General features: G+C 62.4%; 17 protein-coding genes, 1 other RNA gene and 1 pseudogene. 4 read left to right on the plus strand and 15 right to left on the minus strand.

Going from position 1 to position 20623, the window contains the following annotated elements; translation table 11 throughout:
• The first annotated feature begins 506 nt into the window (after positions 1–506).
• Entirely contained in the window at positions 507–929 is a 423-nt protein-coding gene (locus tag BN2476_RS40390) for an OsmC family protein (protein ID WP_087739749.1), read from the plus strand.
• 87 nt (positions 930–1016) lie between these two features.
• Here the strand turns inward: BN2476_RS40390 and rnpB are convergent.
• The 3 genes and pseudogenes from rnpB to pyrC all read right to left on the minus strand — a co-directional run bounded on the left by rnpB (position 1017) and on the right by pyrC (position 3413).
• Positions 1017–1430: RNase P RNA component class A (gene rnpB / locus BN2476_RS40395), an RNA gene on the minus strand.
• A gap of 51 nt (positions 1431–1481) precedes the next feature.
• Positions 1482–2309, minus strand: a pseudogene (locus BN2476_RS40400) (DUF3025 domain-containing protein); the annotation flags it as partial.
• Positions 2310–2348: 39 nt separating this feature from the next.
• Positions 2349–3413, minus strand: a complete 1065-nt coding sequence (gene pyrC, locus BN2476_RS40405) for a dihydroorotase (RefSeq protein ID WP_087739750.1) — start codon at positions 3411–3413, stop codon at positions 2349–2351.
• A gap of 201 nt (positions 3414–3614) precedes the next feature.
• Here pyrC and BN2476_RS40410 point away from each other — a divergent pair, with 201 nt between their 5' ends.
• Positions 3615–4520: a class II glutamine amidotransferase gene (locus BN2476_RS40410; RefSeq protein WP_087739751.1), complete on the plus strand. Its 906-nt coding sequence runs from the start codon at positions 3615–3617 to the stop codon at positions 4518–4520.
• Positions 4521–4553: 33 nt separating this feature from the next.
• On the opposite strand, the gene BN2476_RS40415 is transcribed toward BN2476_RS40410, so the two are convergent.
• From BN2476_RS40415 to BN2476_RS40445, 7 genes are all read right to left on the minus strand, one after another.
• Entirely contained in the window at positions 4554–5060 is a 507-nt protein-coding gene (locus BN2476_RS40415; RefSeq protein WP_143811171.1) for a hypothetical protein, read from the minus strand.
• A 257-nt stretch (positions 5061–5317) separates the two neighbouring features.
• Positions 5318–6043: an amino acid ABC transporter ATP-binding protein gene (locus BN2476_RS40420; protein ID WP_087739753.1), complete on the minus strand. Its 726-nt coding sequence runs from the start codon at positions 6041–6043 to the stop codon at positions 5318–5320.
• Complete coding sequence (gene gltK, locus BN2476_RS40425; protein ID WP_087739754.1) at positions 6040–6717, minus strand: glutamate/aspartate ABC transporter permease GltK; 678 nt, start codon at positions 6715–6717, stop codon at positions 6040–6042. Before gltK ends, BN2476_RS40420 begins: the two co-directional genes overlap by 4 nt.
• Entirely contained in the window at positions 6717–7457 is a 741-nt protein-coding gene (locus tag BN2476_RS40430) for an amino acid ABC transporter permease (RefSeq protein WP_087739755.1), read from the minus strand. The genes gltK and BN2476_RS40430 overlap by 1 nt, the downstream gene beginning before the upstream one ends.
• 92 nt (positions 7458–7549) lie before the next feature.
• Positions 7550–8443, minus strand: coding sequence for a glutamate/aspartate ABC transporter substrate-binding protein (locus BN2476_RS40435; protein ID WP_087739756.1), 894 nt, complete (start codon positions 8441–8443; stop codon positions 7550–7552).
• Positions 8444–8835: 392 nt separating this feature from the next.
• On the minus strand, positions 8836–10128 hold the full coding sequence (locus BN2476_RS40440; protein WP_087739757.1) for a Glu/Leu/Phe/Val family dehydrogenase: 1293 nt from the start codon (positions 10126–10128) through the stop codon (positions 8836–8838).
• Positions 10129–10310: 182 nt separating this feature from the next.
• On the minus strand, positions 10311–11267 hold the full coding sequence (locus BN2476_RS40445) for a LysR family transcriptional regulator (protein WP_087739758.1): 957 nt from the start codon (positions 11265–11267) through the stop codon (positions 10311–10313).
• A 175-nt stretch (positions 11268–11442) separates the two neighbouring features.
• Here BN2476_RS40445 and purB point away from each other — a divergent pair, with 175 nt between their 5' ends.
• Positions 11443–12831, plus strand: a complete 1389-nt coding sequence (gene purB, locus BN2476_RS40450; protein ID WP_087739759.1) for an adenylosuccinate lyase — start codon at positions 11443–11445, stop codon at positions 12829–12831.
• A gap of 99 nt (positions 12832–12930) precedes the next feature.
• Here the strand turns inward: purB and BN2476_RS40455 are convergent, their stop codons facing one another.
• From BN2476_RS40455 to edd, 4 genes are all read right to left on the minus strand, one after another.
• Positions 12931–13425, minus strand: a complete 495-nt coding sequence (locus tag BN2476_RS40455; RefSeq protein WP_087739760.1) for a gluconokinase — start codon at positions 13423–13425, stop codon at positions 12931–12933.
• A 10-nt stretch (positions 13426–13435) separates the two neighbouring features.
• Positions 13436–14797: a GntP family permease gene (locus BN2476_RS40460; protein ID WP_087739761.1), complete on the minus strand. Its 1362-nt coding sequence runs from the start codon at positions 14795–14797 to the stop codon at positions 13436–13438.
• Between the two features lie 247 nt (positions 14798–15044).
• Entirely contained in the window at positions 15045–15686 is a 642-nt protein-coding gene (gene eda, locus BN2476_RS40465; RefSeq protein ID WP_087739762.1) for a bifunctional 4-hydroxy-2-oxoglutarate aldolase/2-dehydro-3-deoxy-phosphogluconate aldolase, read from the minus strand.
• Positions 15687–15705: 19 nt separating this feature from the next.
• The gene (gene edd / locus BN2476_RS40470; RefSeq protein ID WP_087739769.1) at positions 15706–17607 is read right to left on the minus strand and encodes a phosphogluconate dehydratase; all 1902 of its coding nucleotides are present in this window, start codon (positions 17605–17607) and stop codon (positions 15706–15708) included.
• A gap of 295 nt (positions 17608–17902) precedes the next feature.
• Here edd and BN2476_RS40475 point away from each other — a divergent pair, with 295 nt between their 5' ends.
• Positions 17903–18742: a MurR/RpiR family transcriptional regulator gene (locus BN2476_RS40475; RefSeq protein WP_087739763.1), complete on the plus strand. Its 840-nt coding sequence runs from the start codon at positions 17903–17905 to the stop codon at positions 18740–18742.
• 313 nt (positions 18743–19055) lie between these two features.
• Here the strand turns inward: BN2476_RS40475 and BN2476_RS40480 are convergent.
• On the minus strand, positions 19056–20623 hold a 1568-nt coding region (locus BN2476_RS40480; RefSeq protein ID WP_173819718.1), incomplete at its 5' end, for a YadA family autotransporter adhesin.

Consider the following 20623-nt stretch of genomic DNA (forward strand, 5'->3'; position numbering starts at 1 on the left):
ATGCGGAAAAGCTATGAATTATAAAGGAATTTGCGTTGAGGAGTCAAAGCGTCCGAAGCAATCGGAAAACCAGGGACGAAAAAAAGCCCGAACTGGCAGTTCGGGCTTAATCCACCTTAGGAGGAGGGTGGAGGAGACATGCGGAGGTTGCCGAACTTCGACAACCAATGAACAGATTATATGGCCAACGCTTGTGCGACGCAAGAGTATTTGCAATGTGAAATTGAATTTCATGATTTGGAATTCACACACCGATGCATGCGTCCAAGATTAATTCTTTCAAAACAGTCCGTTAGCGATCAACAGCGGAAAACGCACCAAGACAGAGCTAGAGCAGATCGCCTGATTTTGTCCGTGCTATCCCCTACGCGCGCAGCATGATGCAGCGCAACATACAACCCCCATGCGACATAAGTCGCTGCCGATGTCGCTCCGGGCGAGCCATCATCCGTCGGGCTACAATGACGCGTTTCTCAAATTCTAGGCAAGCGAGCCGGAGTACACGCATGGAATGCAAAGTCAGCTGGATGGGTCAGGACGGCATGGCATTCGCCGCCGAAACGGGTAGCGGCCACCTCGTCGCCATGGATGGCGCGCCCGAAGGCGGCGGCCGCAATCTGGCGCCGCGCCCGATGGAAATGGTGCTGCTCGGCACGGGCGGCTGTACGGCGTACGACGTCGTGATGATCCTGAAGAAGAGCCGTCAGGAAATCATCGGATGCTCGGTGACGCTGAAAGCCGAGCGCGCCAGCGAAGACCCGAAGGTCTTCACCAAGGTCCACTTCCATTTCACGGTGACGGGCAAGAACCTGAATCCGGCCACTGTCGAACGCGCGATCAACCTGTCGCACGACAAGTACTGCTCGGCGTCGATCATGATCGCGAAGACGGCCGAACTGTCGCATTCGTTCGATATCGTCGCGGCCTGAGTCTGAGCCGACGGCCGGACGTACCGAAGCAACGCGCAAAAAGAAAAATGCCGGCGTCCCAACGGACGCCGGCATTTGTCGTGTGAGCGGCAAAGCAGGCCGATAAGCCGGATTCTGTGCACGCGATGCGCCCGAAGATGCCTCACGCGTGGCAGCCATTCCTCTAGGCGCGCCATTGCTGACGCGCTCAAGCTTCCTACCCGCAGACGAGACGGGGGCCCCGTCCTGCATCGCGAAGATGCGCGCCTGCCTACTTGGAATTGCTCCGGGTGGAGGTTACCGTGCCGGTCTGCGTCGCCGCAGCCGCGGTGCGCTCTTACCGCACCGTTTCACCCTTGCCTGATCCCGGCTTGCGCCGGGCCATCGGCGGTTTGCTTTCTGTTGCCCTGTTCCGCGTGTCGCCACGGATGGCTGTTAGCCATCACCCTGCCCTGTGGAGTCCGGACTTTCCTCGCCCTCGCCGGCCGAAACCGTCGAGGCCGCGACTGCCTGACCTGCTTTGCAACCGCGCATTTTACCATCCGGCGTCACGTTGGACCGCCTTCCGCTGCGAAACACGGCGGCATCGTCATAAAACGACGGGGTCTCGTTCCCCGCCCACCAGCCCGGAACGCCAAGCACCGGGAGCGGCGCGAACATCCTGCCGCTGAACTCGCTGCCTTCGATCAGCGCATCGGCGATGCTCTCGTCCAGAAACGCGTCGCGGGCAGCGCGCGTCCACGAGAAATACGCCAAAGGCACGTCGACGATCCACGCGTGCGCCGTACACGCCTTGTACGGCGTGACGAGCTTTTCCAGCAGCGCATGCCCGAAACAGCGCACCTCGCAGCGCTCGCCCCACGCCGCGCGGTTGTCGATGAACAGCGTTTTCCAGTCGAATGCCCGCAGTGCCGTGCACAGTTCGCGCTCGGCGCACGCGAACAGCACGGCGTTCTCGTCGAACAGCGTCAGCGCGTCGCGCATGCCGCCACGCGTCGGGCCGACACCCAGCGCATCGACGGCGGCCGATCCGCGCGCGCTCAGCGCGGCCTTGATGCGCGGATACTGGAACCACATCAGCGCGTTAAAAAAATCGTGCAGATTGTGTCGCGTGGGCACGCAGCCTGTCGCGGCGATATGAGCTTCGTACGCCGTGTCGGAAGGCAGATCCTCTTGCGGGATGAACGCGAGACGCCTTCCGCGCCCCGTTGTCTGTACTGTCGACGCGGCGTCGGCGTTCATCTCTCGCAGCAGGTCCGCCGCGCTGAGCAGCGCGGCCTGTTGCCAGCGCACGCCGCGCGCGGCGACCTGCGCGAACCATGGCCGCGACCAGTCGATATCCGCAAAACCCGGCGCGGCGCGTTTCAGCGCGCCGCCCGGCGAAACGACATCACGCGACATTCCGTCAGTCAGCCTTCAAACGAACCGTCAAACGAGCCGTCAAACGAGCCGCCAGCCGATCGCCTCGCCGCCCCGCAGCGGCACGACGGGCGTATCGCCGGCAGCCACTTCCGCCGGCAGCGTCCATTGCTCGCGGCGCAGCGTCACCTTCTCCTCGCTGCGCGGCAGACGGTAGAAGTCCGCGCCGTGGAAGCTGGCAAAACCTTCGAGCTTGTTGAGCGCGCCGGCCTTGTCGAAGGCTTCCGCGTACAGTTCGAGCGCGTGCAACGCCGTATAGCAACCCGCGCAGCCGCATGCATGCTCTTTCAGGCCCTTCGGATGCGGCGCGCTGTCCGTGCCGAGGAAATAGCGCGGATTGCCCGAGGTCGCCGCTTCGACGAGCGCCACGCGATGCGTTTCGCGCTTCAGCACAGGCAGGCAGTAGTAATGCGGGCGAATGCCGCCCTGAAAAATCGCATTGCGGTTGTACAACAGGTGATGCGCGGTGATCGTCGCGCCGAGCAGTTCAGGCGGCGCACCCGCATCGCGGATGTACTCGACGGCATCCTTGGTCGTGATGTGCTCGAACACGACCTTGAGCGCTGGGAAATCGCGGCGCAACGGCGTCATCACACGATCGATGAACACCTTTTCGCGATCGAACAGGTCGATCGACGAATCCGTCACTTCGCCGTGCACGAGCAGCGGCATGCCGACTTCCTGCATCATGTCGAGCGTCTTCGCGCATTTGCGGATGTCCGTGACGCCTGCGTCCGAGTTCGTCGTCGCGCCCGCCGGATATAGCTTCACGCCATGCACGAAACCGCTTTCGCGAGCGCGGCGGATTTCCTCGGGCGGCGTGTTGTCGGTCAGATACAGCGTCATCAGCGGCTCGAACTTCACGCCCGCCGGAATCGCCGCGACGATGCGCTCGCGATAGGCGCGCGCCATCTCCGTTGTCGTGACGGGCGGCTTCAGGTTCGGCATGATGATCGCGCGGCCGAACTGGCGCGCGGTATGCGGCAGGACGGCGGCGAGCATGGCGCCGTCGCGGACGTGCAGGTGCCAGTCATCGGGACGGGCGAGCGTGAGGGTATCGACGGAAGCAGCGGTAGATGCGGTCATGGCGGTGAGTCACGAGAGGCCGATGCGGCAAATGACAATTGGCGGCAGAAAATGGCGAGGTCTCCGCAAAAATGCAGCCAAAACACTCGTCAATTTTGCGTTTTGCCGTTTCTGGCTCGGTGATATGCTTGGAAAATCATCATTGTAACGGGTTGGCTCACCTGGGCTCATACCCCGTTCATAAGGCTTGTCTTCCGGATCATGTGCCAACTACTCGGAATGAATTGCGCCGCGCCCACGGACGTCACGTTCTCGTTCACCGGCTTCGCAGCGCGCGGCGGCGTCACCGACCACCACTCCGACGGCTGGGGCATCGCCTTCTTCGAGGACAAGGCCTGCCGCCTCTTTATCGACCACCAGTCGTCGGCCACGTCGCCGATCGCCGAAATGGTCAAGCGCTATCCGATCAAGTCGAAAAACACGATCGCGCATATCCGCAAGGCGACGCAGGGGCACATCGTGCTCGAGAATTGCCATCCGTTCATGCGAGAGTTGTGGGGACGCCATTGGATCTTCGCGCACAACGGCGATCTGCAGAACTACAGCCCTGTGCTCTCGGGCGTCTATCAGCCCGTCGGCAACACGGATAGCGAGCTCGCATTCTGTGCGCTGCTGCAAGGCTTGCGCAAGGCGTTCCCCAGCTCGCAGCCGCCGCTCGACGAACTCTTCGGCGCGCTCGAATCGCTGACGCGCGAGATCACCCAGTTCGGCGTGTTCAACTTCCTGATGTCGAACGGCCAGGCGCTGTTCGCGCACTGCTCGACGCACCTGCACTACCTCGTTCGCAGCTGGCCTTTTTCAACGGCGCATCTCGTCGACGCCGATGTTTCGATCGACTTCGCCAAATACACGACGCCCGAAGACCGCGTCGCGGTCATCGCCACGCAGCCGCTCACCGACAACGAAGTGTGGACCGCCTTCGAGCCCGGCGATCTGCTGATGTTCCAGCATGGCGAAGTGATTGCGCGCGCCAATGTGCCCGTGCCGCCGGCCGTGCTGGAAAAGGCGCGCAACCCTGCCTGCGATCCGAGCGCGTCGGCGAGCATGCTGCCCGCCGCCACGGCGCTCGACCTCGAATCCGACGACGCCGCCGCGTACGAATCGTGACCGGCTGACGCGCCGGGTTGGCGACGGATGTCGTTACTCGTTGCCCGCCTTGGCACAACCGCCGATACATCCTTGCTCGCCGGCCGATTCTGACGGCTGCGGCATGTCTGCCGTGCAGATAAGCAATCGCAGCACGGCGGGACAACTCAAGCCGCCCGTCGCGAACGGCGCTGTCGGGTCCTTTTCTGCGGAAAGCGGGCCACAATCGCACAGCTTGTTGCGGCAGACTTCCAGACTGGCGGCGAGTGCATTCGCGCTCAGCGGATCGGCATAGTTGACGACGGGAATATCCAGAAAAAGCCGCCTCAACGGCGAGCCTTCCGTCATGACCGCGCACTCCTTCATCAGGCGTTCCGCGATCTGAATGGCCTCTGTCTCCAAGGTCCGCATAATCAATTCGGATAATTGATCTTTAGGCGCATGACGGGAAGCCCAAAGACGTGCAGACTCGGAGAATTGCTCCGCTGTCAGCCATTTCCCCTCCAACTGCATCGATACCAGTTCGTGAACGACCATGTCGCTCAGCAAAAACACTTTCATGAATTGTCTCTTGTCGATCGAAAACAAATGACGGCAACGCACACCGCTTATCGTCATCGAATTTTTCGTCCCAAGCTTATGCTTATATCACCATTCCTCACATGAGACGATTCCGATTAACTAACATGACAATGAGTGACATTCCTAACGATTAGGATAACCACTTAACCATCAAAAAACGGACTGCCAAGCAATTGTAGATATATAAAAAAAGCCGCTTCCGGGGAAGCGGCTTTACCTGCAATCGATACTTAAACTTAATGCAGAATTTTCGCGAGAAAATCCTTTGCGCGATCCGACTTCGGATTTGCAAAGAAGTCTTCCTTGCGGTCGTCTTCGACGATGAGGCCCTTGTCCATGAAGATCACGCGATGCGCGACCTTCTTCGCAAAACCCATTTCGTGCGTCACGCACATCATGGTCATGCCTTCCTGCGCAAGTTCGACCATCACGTCGAGCACTTCGTTGATCATCTCCGGATCGAGCGCCGACGTCGGCTCGTCGAACAGCATCGCGATCGGGTCCATCGACAGCGCCCGCGCAATTGCCACGCGCTGCTGCTGACCGCCCGACAACTGACCCGGGTACTTGTCCGCATGCGCGCGCAGGCCGACGCGATCGAGCAGCTTCATGCCTTTCGTCGTCGCTTCCTCCTTCGAGCGGCCGAGCACCTTGGTCTGCGCGAGCGTCAGGTTCTCGGTGATCGACAGATGCGGAAACAGCTCGAAGTGCTGGAACACCATGCCGACCTTCGAGCGCAGTTTCGACAGGTTCGTCTTCTTGTCGGTCAGCGACTGGCCGTTGATCACGATGTCGCCCTGCTGAAACGGCTCCAGGCCGTTCACGGTCTTGATGAGCGTTGACTTGCCCGAACCCGACGGGCCGCACACGACGACCACTTCACCCTTTTTCACTTCCGTCGTGCAGTCGGTCAGCACCTGGAACTGGCCGTACCACTTCGAGACATTCTTAATGGAGATCATCTTGCGACCTTTTTCTGAAGACTTTTGACGAGGCTCGACGCGACCACGCAGATCACGAAATAACACGCACCGGCGAACAGTACCATTTCGACATTCGTACCGTCACGGTCACCAATATTCGTGGCCGTGCGGAAGAAGTCGGCGAGGCTGATCACGTAGACGAGCGACGTATCCTGAAAGAGCACGATGGCTTGCGTCAGCAGCAGAGGCACCATCGCGCGGAACGCCTGCGGCAGCACGACGAGGCGCATCGCCTGTGCGTAGTTCATGCCGAGCGCGAACGACGCATTCACCTGCCCGCGCGACACGGCCTGAATGCCCGCGCGGATGATTTCCGAGTAGTACGCGGCTTCGAACAGCGAGAACGCGACCATCGCGGACGCGAGACGGATGTCGATGTCCGCGGAAAGTCCCAGCACGTTCTGCAGCACTTGCGGCACGATCAGGAAGAACCACAGCAGAACCATCACAAGCGGGATCGAGCGGAAGAGCGTCACGTAGAGCTTCGCGAACCACTCGAGCGGCTTGAACGACGACAGCCGCATGATGGCGAGCAGCGTGCCCCACACGATGCCGATGACGATCGCGAGAATGGTGATCTTCAGCGTGACGACGGCACCCGTCCACAGTGTCGGCAGCGCGCCCGGAATGCCGCTCCAGTCGAAATGATGCATCACTTGCCTCCGATGTAGCCAGGCAGCCGGCTCTTGTGCTCGACGATACGCATCAGCGTCATCACGATCAGGTTGATCAGCAGGTACGCCACGGTGACGGCGATGAACGACTCATACGTCTGCGCCGTATAGTCGACGAGCTGGCGCGCCTGCGCGGACAGATCGAGCAGGCCGATGGTCGACGCGACGGCCGAGTTCTTGAATATGTTCAGAAACTCGGACGTGAGCGGCGGCACGATGATCCGGTACGCGACGGGCAGCAGCACGTAGCGATACGTCTGCCATTGCGTGAAGCCGAGCGCGAGACCCGCGCCGCGCTGGCCGCGCGGCAGCGCGTTGATGCCCGAGCGCACCTGCTCGCACACGCGTGCGGCCGTGAAGAGCCCGAGACAGATGATCGACGACGAGAAGAACTGCGTGCCCGGCGGCAGCTGCTTGAACCATGTACCGATCGAAACGGGCAACAGTTCCGGTATCACCAGATACCAGATGAAGAACTGAACGATCAGCGGGATGTTACGGAAAATGGCGACGTAGACGGTGCCGATCGCCGAGGCCGTCTTGTTCGGCACCGTGCGCAGCACGCCGAAGAACGACCCGACGATGAGCGCGATCACCCACGCGGAAAGCGAAACGGTGACCGTCACCCATAGGCCGGACAGCAGCCAGCCGAGATAGGTGGTCGGCTCGCCGGTGGAAACCGGACTTAGCAGAATGCCCCAGTTCCAGTGGTATGACATGACGAAGACTCCAACAAAAAGAAACGGAAGAAGCGCCTGCCCCTTCCGTTCTGTTCAACACGTTGACTGATCTGCTAACGGTTGTTCGAGGGTTAGTCGATTGCCTTGTCGTTCGGTGCCTTGTACAGCGTCTTCATGTCGTCGCTTTCCGGGAAGGCCAGGTTCAGGCCCTTCGGCGGAATCGGCGATTCGAACCACTTCTTGTAGATCTGCGATGCGTCGCCCGACGTCTCGACCTTCGCGATCGCATCGTCGACGACCTTCTTGAACTCCGGATCGTTCTTGCGCAGCATGCAGCCGTACGCTTCATGCGATTGCGGCGTGCCGACGATCACGAAATCGCCCGGGTTGTTCGACTTCGCGCGCTCGCCTGCGAGCAGCGCATCGTCCATCATGAACGCGGCGGCACGGCCCGTCGACAGCGTCAGGAACGATTCCCCGTGATCCTTCGCGCTGATGATGTTCATGCCCATGCTCTTGTCCTGGTTCATCTTGCGAAGCAGGCGCTCGGACGTCGTGCCGGCCGTCGTCACGACGGTCTTGCCCTTCAGGTCCGCCCAGTCCTTGATGCCCGAATCCTTCTTCGTCATCAGGCGCGTGCCGATCACGAAGATCGTGTTCGAGAACGCGACCTGTTGCTGGCGCTCGGCATTGTTGGTGGTCGAGCCGCATTCCAGATCGACGGTGCCGTTCTGCACCAGCGGAATGCGGTTTTGCGACGTGATCGGCGTGAGCTTGACCTTCAGGTTCGGCATGTTCAGCTTCTGCTTGACGGCGTCCACGACTTTCAGCGCGAACTCCTGCGAGTAGCCGACCACGTTCTGCTTGTCGTCATAGTACGAGAACGGAATCGACGATTCGCGGTGGCCCAGCGAGATGACCCCCGTGTCCTTGATCTTCTTCAGCGTACCGGCGTCCTGCGCATGCGCGCCTACCGTGAACAAACCCAGAGTCGCGAGAACGAGCGCAGCTTTTTTAACCTTCATTTGTGATCTCCTTGGCAAGAACCGGCGCCAGTGTATCTCAGTAATTATTCTGAAAGTATGGTTGTTAACCATGTTCCGCGTGCAGTGTTGCATAAAGCCACCATTTGCGCGACACAGCGCCGGTATTGGCTTGCAGCGGCCTTGCAGCGGCTCGACGCGATGATGCGCGCGTCATTGGATGCGTCGTTTTTGCCGGTCACGTTCAACGCCTTCCGGCATCAACTGCGCAAAAGCGGACGGCACCCAAAGATGCCGTCCGCCCGTTATTCTGCGCGAGTCCGTGGAATCGCGCAGACAAAGACATGGGTGAAACATTTGTTGCGAGGCGCCCGTCTCGATGACAGGCGCCGCGTCGGCCGGGTATCGGACAGGATACGGGCCGCGCCGCTGTATCAGGGATACAGGCCGCGCATTTCGCGCGCTTGCAGGATGCGCTTGCACGCGACGATGAACGCTGCCGTACGCACCGACACCTTCTGCTCGCTCGCCACCTGCCACACGGCTGCGAACGCTTCGCGCATCACGCGCTCGAGACGCTCGTTGATCTCGTCTTCAGTCCAGAAGAAGCTCGAGAAGTCCTGCACCCACTCGAAGTACGACACCGTCACGCCACCCGCATTCGCGACGACGTCGGGGATCACGAGAACGCCCTTGTCGTGCAGGATGTCGTCGGCGGCCGTCGTGGTCGGGCCGTTCGCGCCTTCGACGATGATCTTCGTGCGAATCCTGCCAGCGTTCTTTTCGGTGATCTGGTTTTCGAGCGCAGCCGGAATCAGGATGTCCGACTCGACCGTCCAGAAGTCGTCGTTGGCGATCTTGTCCGCTTCCGGATAACCGCCGACACCGCCATGCTTCGCGACGTATTCGAGCAGCGCGACTGCGTCGATGCCCGATTCCTTGTACAGCGTGCCCGTGTGATCCTGCACGGCGACAACCTTCGCGCCCGCTTCCTGATACAGACGCGCAGCGATGCCGCCCACGTTGCCGAAGCCCTGCACGGCGATGCGCGCGCCTTCGATGTCCATGCCGATACGGCGAGCCGCCTCGCAGCCGACGACGAACACGCCGCGGCCCGTCGCCTCGCGACGGCCAAGCGAACCGCCGAGCGTGATCGGCTTGCCCGTCACGACGCCCGTCGACGTCTGGCCCTGGTTCATCGAGTACGTGTCCATCATCCACGCCATGATCTGCTCGTTCGTGTTCACGTCCGGCGCGGGGATGTCGGTGTTCGGTCCGATGATGATGCCGATCTCGCTCGTGTAGCGGCGCGTCACGCGCTCCAGCTCGCCGCGCGACAGCGTGCGCGGATCGACGCGGATGCCGCCTTTAGCGCCGCCATACGGCACATTCACGGCTGCGTTCTTCACCGACATCCACGCGGACAGCGCCATCACTTCCGACAGCGTCACGTCCTGGTGATAACGCACGCCGCCCTTGCCCGGACCACGCGATACGTTGTGCTGCACGCGATAGCCTTCGAAGTGCGCAACGGTGCCGTTATCGAGTTCGATGGGTACGTCGACGACGAGAATGCGCTTCGGGCGCTTCAGCGTTTCGAGCCAGCGCGACAGCGAGCCGAGATACGGCGCGACGCGATCGACTTGACGGAGATAGTTGCCCCAGGGGCCGAGATCGTCCTGATGAAGGTAGGACGGGATGGACTGCACATTTGCCGCGGTAGACATGAACGCTCCAGCGTTTTATCGGGTGACGCCATTGTCGAAAAAAAGCGCCGAAAGGGTCCAATGCCGATTGTTCATCCCGTTATGTTTTTCTTGCATAAGGCTGTGGAAAGGGCAATTGCATGTCGCAAAGGTATATTCGCGCGTGTTCCCGTCTGCGCTCAGCGGCTCAGCTTCAGCGCGCGTTACTTCGAGCCTTGCGCGAGTTCCGCGCTCACCACGTCCCACAGCGCGCGCACGAGCTGCTGGCGCGCGTCGTCGGCTTGCGCCGCGAGCTTGTCGCGATAGAGACGGATCTCCATCGTCAGCGTGAGCTGGCCTTGCGCGACGCCGCGCGATGCGCGATCGAGGCGTAGCAGGCGGCCATCGGCGACGGCATCTTCGACGGCGCTATGCGGCAGGAACGCGACGCCGTGTCCGGCTAGCGCCATCGCCTTCAGCCCTTCCGCCATGTCCGTCTCGTACACGCGATCGAGATAGAGCCGCCCCGGCGCGGTCGCGAAGATCACCTCCGTCATGCGGCCCAGGTACGCGTTCGGCGTGTACGAGAGATACGGCGTCGGCGCTTCGGGCGTGCCCGGCAGCGTGTAGCGCGGGCGCCCGCCTTTGCCCGGCGCGGAGAACGGACTGATCGATTCGATGCCGAGCGTCAGCATGTCGTAGCGTGCGGGATCGAGCGCGACGGGATGGCTCGGATGGTGATAGCCCATCACCAGATCGCAGCCGCCTTCGACCAGCGACAGCACGGCATCGTGCACGTTCAGCGCGCGCAGCCGCGTGTGGATCGAGCCGAGTCGCGCTTCGATGCGTTGCAGCCAGCTCGGAAAATACGTCAGCGACAGCGTATGCGGCACGGCGAACTCGATCGTCGCGGCGGGCGTCGCCGTGTGGCCGCGAAGCAGCGTGCGCGCCTCGTGAAACTGCGACAGCATCGCCAGTGCCTGCTCGTAGAACACCTGGCCCGCTGCCGTCAGGCGCGTCGGGTAAACCGAACGATCGATCAATTCCGTCCCGAGCCACGCCTCGAGCGCCTGAATGCGCCGCGAAAAGGCGGGCTGCGTGACGTGCCGCAGTTCGGCCGAGCGGCTGAAGCTGCGCGTCTCCGCGAGCGAAACGAAGTCTTCGAGCCATTTCAGTTCCATAGCGACTCAGTGCTCCAGCGATGACAGAAAGCCCGCATTCTAGCGGCGTCGCACGCACAAGAGGGCAAGCGCGAGGCAAGCACGCGCCGGGCCGCATGTCGTGAAGTGGTAAAATTCCCGGTTCTCCCCGCTGCTATCTGTCACCCGATTCTTCACCGTTGCCGCCCCTCCCATCATGTCCGACACCCGCCCCGACTCCCTCTTCGCGTTGACCGCCCTGTCCCCGCTCGACGGCCGTTACGCATCGAAAACCGAAGCCCTGCGCGACTGGCTCTCGGAAGCCGCGTTCATGCGCCATCGCGTGACGGTGGAAATTCACTGGCTGATCGCGCTGTCGCACGCCGGTTTCGCCGAAGTGCCGCGCTTCTCCGAAGCGTCGGAGCAATTCCTGCTGCAACTGGTCGAGCGCTTCACCGCACATGACGCCGCGCGCATCAAGGAAATCGAGCGCGTGACGAATCACGACGTGAAGGCCGTCGAGTACTGGCTGAAGGAATCGGTGAAGGGCCAGCCGGAACTGGAGCGTGCGAGCGAGTTCATCCATTTCGCGTGCACGTCCGAGGACATCAACAACACCTCGCACGGCCTGATGCTCGCAGGCGCGCGCGAACACGTGATCCTGCCCGCGCTGCGCTCGGTGCATCAGCGTCTCGTCGCGCTCGCGCATGCGCAGGCCGATCAGCCGATGCTCTCGCGCACGCACGGCCAGCCCGCGAGCCCGACCACGCTCGGCAAGGAAATCGCGAACGTCGCGGCGCGCCTCTCGCGCGCGATCGACCGCATCGCGAAGGTCGAACTGCTCGGCAAGATGAACGGCGCCGTCGGCAACTTCAATGCGCATCTGTCGGCGTATCCGGAATTCGACTGGGAAGCGTTCTCGAAGGAAGTCGTCGAGCAGCGCCTGAAGCTGACGTTCAATCCGTACACGATCCAGATCGAGCCGCACGACTACATGGCCGAGCTGTTCGATGCGGTTGCGCGCGCAAACACGATCCTGCTCGACCTCGACCGCGACGTGTGGGGCTACATCTCGCTGGGCTACTTCAAGCAGAGGACGAAGGCAGGCGAGATCGGCTCGTCGACGATGCCGCACAAGGTCAACCCGATCGATTTCGAAAACTCGGAAGGCAACCTCGGCCTTGCAAACGCGACGCTGCGCCATCTCGCCGACAAGCTGCCCGTTTCGCGCTGGCAGCGCGACCTGACGGACTCGACGGTGCTGCGCAATATCGGCGTCGCGTTCGGCTACGCGCTACTTGCGTATGACGCGCTCAATCGCGGCCTCGACAAGCTCGAAGTGAATCCGCAGCGTCTGAACGACGACCTCGACGCGACGTGGGAAGTGCTCGCCGAGCCGGTGCAGACAGTGATGCGCCGCTACGGCATCGAGAACCCTTACGAGCAGCTCAAGGAACTGACGCGCGGCAAGGGCATCACGCGCGAGGCGCTGCAGACCTTCATCAACGGTCTGGCGATTCCCGCCGATGCGAAAGAGCGTCTGCTCGCGATGACGCCCGCATCGTACATCGGCAAGGCAGCGGAACTGGCGAAGCGGATCAGCTGATCCGCTTGCTCGCTTGACGCATCACCCGACGATGCGGATATGAAAAAGGCGCCTGTGAAGGCGCCTTTTTTACGACTGCTGCAAAGGCAGACTCACGCGTTATCGCAGCTTGATCTTCGCGAGCGTCTCATCGACGATCTGCTCCGGCGTCAGCTCGATGCTCACCGTGATCGCTTCGTCCTCACCCGGCTCTTCCAGCGTATCGAGCTGGCTTTGCAGCAGCGAGGGATCGAAGAAATGCCCGGTGCGCGTTTGCAGACGCTGCGCCAGCAGTTCGCGCGTGCCCTTCAGATAAACGAAGCAGACATCCTTGTCTTCCTTGCGCAGGATGTCGCGATACGAGCGCTTGAGCGATGAGCACGTGAACACGGCCGTCTCGTTCGCCTTCTGCTTTTCCTCGATTGCGGTACGGATCGCTTTGAGCCACGGCCAGCGGTCATCGTCCGTCAGCGGAATGCCGTGGTGCATCTTCTCCTTGTTGGCGGCGCTGTGAAACGCGTCGCCATCGGTGAACGAGCAGTTGAGCCGCTCCGCCAGCAATTCGCCAATGCGGGTCTTGCCGGCACCCGACACGCCCATCGCGATCAGAATCATTTGAAACTCCTTACAGGACCGCCGCCAATGCGAAGGTCAAGCCGAGGCCCATCAACGAAATGATGGTTTCGCAGAGCGACCACGTCTTGAACGTCTGCCCCACCGTCATTCCGAAATACTCCTTGATCAGCCAGAAGCCGCCGTCGTTGACGTGCGAGAAAATCAGCGAGCCCGAGCCCGTCGCGAGCACCAGCAGTTCCGGCTTCACCTGGACGCCGCTCGCGGCCGCGATCGGCGCGACGATGCCGCAGGCAGTCGTCATCGCAACCGTCGCGGAACCCGTCGCGAGACGAATCAGCGCCGCGACGAACCAGCCGAACAGGAGCGGCGACAGGTGCGCCGCCGTCGCCGTCGCGACGATTTCCTTCGAGATGCCGCTATCCATCAGCACGCGGCCGAAGCCGCCGCCCGCGCCGACGATCAGCGTAATGCCCGCAATCGGCGCAAGACATTCGCCGCAGAACTTCTGGATCTGCTCGCGATTGAAGCCGCGGCTCGCGCCGAACGTCCAGAAGCTCACCAGCACCGAGATCAGCAATGCGACATCCGAGGTGCCGATGAATTTCAGCAGGTCGTTCGGCGTCGTCTTCGGGGCGAACACGAGGTCCGCCCAACTCCCGACCAGCATCAGGATCACAGGCAGCAGAACCGTGAAGAGCGTGATGCCGAAGCCGGGCAGCTCACGCGTGCCCGCCTCGTGCTCGACATCGACGAATTGCGCGGCGAGCGGATTGTTATTCGCCAGCTTGACCTGACGATGGATCAGGAGCGCAAACAGCGGACCCGCCACGATGGCCGTCGGCACGCCGACGAGCAGACCGTACGCGATCGTGCGGCCGATGTCGGCGTGATACGCCTGCACGGCGAGCAGCGCGGCCGGGTGTGGCGGAATCAGACCGTGCACGACGGAGAGGCCCGCGACCATCGGCAGGCCGATCAGCAGCAGCGATTTGCCCGTGCGCTTCGCGACGTTGAACGCGATCGGGATCAGCAGCACGAAGCCGACTTCGAAGAACACCGGCAAGCCGACGATGATCGCGACGAACATCATCGCCCAGTGGATGTTCTTCTCGCCGAACCAGTTGATCAGCGTGGTGGCGATGCGCTCGGCGCCGCCCGACTCGGCCATCATCTTGCCAAGCATCGTGCCCAGGCCGACGACGATCGCGATATGGCCCAGCGTGTTGCCGTTACCCGTTTCGAACGACTTCACGATCGTGCCAGCAGGCATGCCGACGGCAAGGCCCAGCAGCAGCGAAACGATGATGAGGACGAGGAACGGATAGACCTTGAAGCGCGTGATCATCAGGATCAGCACCGCAATGGCGATCACGGCGTATATCAGCAGCATGCTGCCGTGGACAGCTTCCATGAAGCTCCTCCTTTGCTTTGTTGGTTTGAGTTGCAAAGTGCTGCTGCACTCGCCCGCTTCCGGATGCTGAAAACGCCTTCAAAAGAGGCGTGTTCGCGGACGCTGAATTTTACTGTCTGTTGACGTTCGTGGCGCGCGAAGGCCCCGCGCAATAAACAAAAAGCCTCGCCGCCAAAGCCTTTCAAGGCTAAAACGGCGAGGCTGTGTCGAGCCTGTTGTGCGCTTCGTCAAAACGCCATGCTGCGAATCAATGCGCAGGGGCAGCCAGTTCGCTTGCAGCGTGTGCGAGGCGCGTGACTTCGTCCCAGTTCTGCGCGGCGAGCGCAGCCTTTGGCGTCAGCCACGAACCGCCGACGCACACGACGTTCGGCAGCGCGAGGAAGTTCGGCGCCGATTCCGCCGTGATGCCGCCCGTCGGGCAGAACTTCAGCGTCGGGAACGGGCCGTGGAAGGCCTGCAGCATCGGCACGCCGCCCGCCTGCTGCGCGGGGAAGAACTTGACGATTTCATAGCCGAGTTCCAGCGCGACGATGATGTCGCTCGGCGTCATCACGCCGGGCAGCAGCGGGAGACCCGCATCCTGCGCGGCCTTGTGCATCTCTTTCGTGAGGCCCGGCGACACGCCGAACTGCGCGCCCGCCTTCTTCGCCTGCTCGCAGTGCTCCGGCTTCGTGATCGTGCCGACACCCACGACGATGTCTTCGGCAAGCTGGCTCGCGCGCTCGATCACCTTGATGCCGGCGGGCGTGCGCAGCGTGATTTCGAGCACCTTCACGCCGCCTGCATGCAGCGCGCGCGAAACGTGTTCGCCTTGCTCGACGGTATCGAATGCGAGGACGGGAATCACCGGTCCCAAGCGGACGATTTCGCTGACTGTTTTCGACGTCATCTTCAGACTCCTTATCGCTTCATTTCTGCATTGCGTGACTGGCTTCGCTCGATACGGCGCTTGCTGTTTGACCTGCGTGCTGCGGCGCTTCGCCGACGAGCGGCCCGAACACCGACGCGCCCAACTCCGCCGGCGCAGCCGCCGAGCGGAACACACCGAACAGCTCGCGGCCGAAGCCCACTTCGTTTTCCGCCTGGTGCTGCGACACGGCGATCGGACGCGCAGCCCATTCGGCATCTTCGATTTCGACGTCGAGCACGCCCGCTTCCGCGTCGATGACGATCGTATCGCCCGTGCGCACCTTGCCGAGCGGGCCTTGCAGCAACGCTTCCGGCGACACGTGAATGACGGCGGGCACCTTGCCCGATGCGCCCGACATACGGCCGTCGGTCACGAGCGCGACGTGGAAACCTTGATCCTGCAACACGCCGAGCAGCGGCGTCAAACGATGTAGCTCGGGCATGCCGTTTGCGCGCGCGCCCTGGAAGCGCACGACGGCGACGAAGTCGCGTTTCAGCTCGCCGTTGTCGAAGGCTTCCTGCACGGCTTCCTGCGAATCGAACACGATCGCGGGCGCCTTCACCGTGCGATGCTGCTTCGCGACGGCCGAAATCTTGATCACGCCTCGTCCGAGCTTGCCCTGCATCAGACGCAGACCACCGTCCGGCTGGAACGGCTCGTCGATGGGGCGCAGCACCGCCGCATCCTGGCTTTCGGCGACGCCCGGCACCCATGTCAGCTTGCCGTCGAGCAGCTTCGGCTCTTCCGCGTAGCGCGCGAGACCCTTGCCGGCGACGGTGTTCACGTCGTCGTGCAGCAGGCCGCCTTCGAGCAGATTGCGGATCAGGAACGCCATGCCGCCCGCCGCGTGAAAGTGGTTCACATCGGCCTTGCCGTTCGGATAGACCTTGGCCAGCAGCGGCACCGACGCCGACAGCGTATCGAAGTCGTCCCAGTCGATGATGATGCCCGCCGCCCGCGCAATCGCGACGAGGTGCAGCGTGTGATTGGTCGAGCCGCCCGTCGCCAGCAAGCCGACGATGCCGTTGACGATCGCCTTCTCGTCGATCACATGACCGATCGGCATGTACTGGCCTCGGTCGACGGTGAGGTCGAGCACGCGGCGCGCGGCTTGTGCGGTCAGCGCGTCGCGCAGCGGCGTATGCGGATGCACGAACGCCGAGCCCGGCAGATGCAGGCCCATGATTTCCATCAGCATCTGGTTGCTGTTGGCCGTGCCATAGAACGTGCAGGTGCCGTGGCTGTGATACGCGGCGGCCTCGGATTCGAGCAGCGCGTCGCGGCCACATTGGCCCGTTGCGAACTGCTGGCGCACTTTCGCCTTGTCGTCGTTCGAGAGGCCGCTCGTCATCGGGCCGGCGGGCACGAAGATGGTCGGCAGATGGCCGAATTGCAGCGCGCCGATCAGCAGGCCCGGCACGATCTTGTCGCACACGCCGAGGCACAGCGCAGCGTCGAACATGTTGTGCGTGAGCGCGACGGCCGTGCTCATCGCGATCACTTCGCGCGAGAACAGCGACAGCTCCATGCCCGCGTTGCCCTGCGTGATGCCGTCGCACATCGCCGGGACGCCGCCCGCGAACTGCGCGACGCCGCCGCTTTCGCGTGCGGCGGCCTTGATGATGTCGGGGAAATCCTTGTATGGCGCATGCGCCGAGAGCATCTCGTTGTACGACGAGACGATGCCGATATTCGGCTGGCGGATCTGCTTGATGACGAGCTTGTCGTTGCCTTCGAGGCCGGCAAAGCCGTGCGCGAGGTTCGCGCAGGACAGCGCGCCGCGCGCCGGGAACTTGCCCTGCGCCTTGTCGATGCGCGACAGATAGGCGTCACGCGTCGGCTTGCTGCGCTCGATCACGCGCTTCGTGACTTTCATCAGTTGCGAATGCGGGGAAACCATCGATGCTCCTTCGTCGCTGGCTCGCGCGCACGCGCGCTTGCGCCAGATTGATATCGCGGGGAACGGCATGGAACGCCGGCAATCGGGATATTAGTAGAAAAACTACACGCACACAATGTTGCAGTTGCTGAATCTGCCGGGCGGCCGAATTCACGTTTGAGCTTTATACGCCGGAGCTTTCATGAATTCGCCAATCAACCTCAGGGTAATCACCTACGGTGAAAATGTAGTTTTTGTACCAGATTCATCTATCAGCTATAGTCCACGCATTCTTCAGCATAGTGCGAGATTCCCGATGATGCTGTCCCAGGTGGAAGCGATGCGCGACCAGTTGCGCCCGTCCGAACGCAAGCTCGCCGACTACGTGATCGAAGCGCCGCGCGAAGTGCTCGACCTGTCGATGACGGAGGTCGCCGCGCGCGCGGGCGTGAGCCAGCCGACCATCGCGCGCTTCTGTCATGCGCTCGGATTTTCAGGCTTCCGCGAGTTCAAGATCCGGCTCGCGCAAGGCATAGCAACCGAGGTGCCGGCCGTCTATCGCGATGTTCGGCCCGACGAGCCGGCGCCGGGCGTCGCCGCGAAGGTGCTCGACCGCACGATCGGCGCGCTGATCCAGGTGCGCAACAATCTGTCGACTGACAGCGTGGCAGCCGCGATTCAGGTGCTCGCGCGCGCGAGACGCATCGAGTTCTACGGCGCGGGCGGTTCGGGTATCGCCGCGCTCGACATGCAGCACAAGTTCTTCCGGCTCGCCATGCCGAGCGTCGCTTATTCTGATCCGCATACGTTTCTGATGTCAGCGGCGTTGCTCGGCGAAGGCGATGTCGTCGTGGCGATTTCGAATACGGGCCGCACACGCGACATCATCGACGCGGCGAAGTCAGCGCTCGCAGCGGGCGCGAAAGTGATTGCGGTCACGCATGGGAATTCGCCGCTCGCGCGCATTGCGTCGATCGGCCTGTTCGCCAATGTCGACGAAGACACGGACATCTTTTCACCGATGACGTCGCGCACGTCGCATCTCGCGATCGGCGATATCCTCGCGGTCGGCGTCGCGCTTCAGCGAGGACCGGAACTGGCCGAAAAACTGGCGGGCGCGAAGGATCTGATCGCGCAGCGAAGAGTTGTGACGTAGCGAAGCGCTAGCGGATTCGTTGATGGCGGCCGTTTGGCGAACGCGTGCGACAAGCGACGGATGGGCGAATTGCGTTTGTGCGTCCGCTGCGGCAACGATCGCAAATGCTAGCGCACGGGCAGACGTGTTCCGGGACGAAGCCGGGTAGCACTCGCCGAACTGATCGCGCGCATGAGCTGCAAAAACCACAAAACGGAAAATGCAAAACGGGCTCCCTTCAGCAAGGGAGCCCGTTTCGTTTGAAGCGTATTGCTTGTGAAGGCTGCGCTCGGGCGGCGGTTACTGCACCGCCCTTGCGCTCACTTCCCGATGCTTACCACTGATACGACGCACCAGCCCCGACCGTCGTGCCCTGCGCGCTGATGCCTGCGCCGAGCTTGATCTTGACGTTCTGCGTGATGCGTGCCGAAGCACCCAGCGCAGCGGCCTGATAGCCGTGGTACGAACCACCGCCGACACCGACCGCGATCGTCTTGCCCTGATCGACGTCCGGGATCATCGTCAGCGCGGTGGCTGCCGCAACGCCCGAGTAGGCGTTACGCGCCACGCTGTTGACGCCCTGCTGGACCATGTTGATCTGCTTGTCGGTGTACTGCTTCGAAGTCGTACCCGCCGGCAGGTCGCCCACAGCGGCAGCAATCGAGTCGTTAAGCTGGCCGACGTTGACGGCATCCGTCGTCGCGGTGCCCGCAGCGACGTTGGCGATCTGGCGTTCCTGACCGGCCGAGCCCACCGACACCGTGTTCGCACGATCGGCCACCGAGCCGTCACCCAGTGCGACGGCATGATCCGCCGTTGCCTTTGAGTTCGCGCCCATCGCGATCGAGCTGTTGCCGCTTGCTTGCGCGTTGTAGCCGCCTGCGATCGACTGGTTGCCGCTCGCGTTCGCGGTCGGGCCCATCGCAGTGGCGTGCGTCCCGCTGGCGTTCGCTGCTTCGGTATTGCGGTCGCCGTTGGACGTGAACATCGGATCGATTGCGTTGTTCGCGATGTTCGTCACGTTCTGAATGGCCGCGTTCAGTTGGGTGACGTTCACTGCGTCCGTGCCGTCGGTGCCGGCTGCGACGTTGTGGATCGTCGTGCCTCCAGCGACGCCGTTACCCATAGTGATGCTGCTGTAGTTGACGGTGCCGTCGGCGTTCTTGTCGTACGTGACAGCGCTCGAATTGCCGTTCGAGTCGATGACGCCGGCGGCCTTCAGCTGGGCGACGTTGACAGCGTCGGTGTCGGCCGTGCCGGCCTTCACGTTCGTGATCTGGCGTTCGTTGCCTGCCGAGCCCACGGATACGGAGTTAGCGCGATCCGCCACCGAGCCCTGACCCAAGGCCACCGAGTTGGTCGCCGATGCCGTCGACTTGCTCCCGATCGCCGTCGAGTTTTCACCCTGGGCTTGTGCACCGCTGCCGATTGCCATCGAGTAGCCACCCTGCGCCAACGCAGCACCGCCGATTGCCACCGACTCCTGACCCAGCGCCGACGAGTCCGCCAGCGTCGAGTTGGCGTGGAAGTACGTGATACCAGAACCGTTCGTGATGTTGTTCAACGTGTTGTTGATGTTCGTCACGTTGCTGCTCAGGTTGCTGATGTCCGTCGTGTTCTGCGTCACGCGGCCGTCGATGTTGGTGATCGCGCCCGCCACGTTGTTATACGTGCTGCCGCCGATCACGTACGTCGGGTTCGTGATCGTCCCCGTTGCCGGATCGTAGGTCGAGCCGCCGCCGATCGCGTTCGCTGTCGACTGCGCCACGTTGTAAAGCTGCGAGCCGTTCACCGCGTCCACGCTCGATGCGTTCACGTCACCGTTGGCCACGCCCGTCAGCTTGCGTGCGCCCGCCGTACCCGTGAAGTCCACCAGCGTGCCAGCCTTGTCCTTCGCCACCG

The sequence above is a fragment of the Paraburkholderia piptadeniae genome (assembly GCF_900007165.1).
GTDB lineage: Bacteria > Pseudomonadota > Gammaproteobacteria > Burkholderiales > Burkholderiaceae > Paraburkholderia > Paraburkholderia piptadeniae.

Bases quoted from the DNA above. Each gene is read 5' to 3' on its own strand.
- BN2476_RS40390 (WP_087739749.1), top strand. From the start codon at position 507: ATGGAATGCAAAGTCAGCTGGATGGGTCAGGACGGCATGGCATTCGCC.
- pyrC (WP_087739750.1), bottom strand. From the start codon at position 3,413: ATGACCGCATCTACCGCTGCTTCCGTCGATACCCTCACGCTCGCCCGT.
- BN2476_RS40410 (WP_087739751.1), top strand. From the start codon at position 3,615: ATGTGCCAACTACTCGGAATGAATTGCGCCGCGCCCACGGACGTCACG.
- BN2476_RS40415 (WP_143811171.1), bottom strand. From the start codon at position 5,060: ATGAAAGTGTTTTTGCTGAGCGACATGGTCGTTCACGAACTGGTATCG.
- BN2476_RS40420 (WP_087739753.1), bottom strand. From the start codon at position 6,043: ATGATCTCCATTAAGAATGTCTCGAAGTGGTACGGCCAGTTCCAGGTG.
- gltK (WP_087739754.1), bottom strand. From the start codon at position 6,717: ATGCATCATTTCGACTGGAGCGGCATTCCGGGCGCGCTGCCGACACTG.
- BN2476_RS40430 (WP_087739755.1), bottom strand. From the start codon at position 7,457: ATGTCATACCACTGGAACTGGGGCATTCTGCTAAGTCCGGTTTCCACC.
- BN2476_RS40435 (WP_087739756.1), bottom strand. From the start codon at position 8,443: ATGAAGGTTAAAAAAGCTGCGCTCGTTCTCGCGACTCTGGGTTTGTTC.
- BN2476_RS40440 (WP_087739757.1), bottom strand. From the start codon at position 10,128: ATGTCTACCGCGGCAAATGTGCAGTCCATCCCGTCCTACCTTCATCAG.
- BN2476_RS40445 (WP_087739758.1), bottom strand. From the start codon at position 11,267: ATGGAACTGAAATGGCTCGAAGACTTCGTTTCGCTCGCGGAGACGCGC.
- purB (WP_087739759.1), top strand. From the start codon at position 11,443: ATGTCCGACACCCGCCCCGACTCCCTCTTCGCGTTGACCGCCCTGTCC.
- BN2476_RS40455 (WP_087739760.1), bottom strand. From the start codon at position 13,425: ATGATTCTGATCGCGATGGGCGTGTCGGGTGCCGGCAAGACCCGCATT.
- BN2476_RS40460 (WP_087739761.1), bottom strand. From the start codon at position 14,797: ATGGAAGCTGTCCACGGCAGCATGCTGCTGATATACGCCGTGATCGCC.
- eda (WP_087739762.1), bottom strand. From the start codon at position 15,686: ATGACGTCGAAAACAGTCAGCGAAATCGTCCGCTTGGGACCGGTGATT.
- edd (WP_087739769.1), bottom strand. From the start codon at position 17,607: ATGGTTTCCCCGCATTCGCAACTGATGAAAGTCACGAAGCGCGTGATC.
- BN2476_RS40475 (WP_087739763.1), top strand. From the start codon at position 17,903: ATGATGCTGTCCCAGGTGGAAGCGATGCGCGACCAGTTGCGCCCGTCC.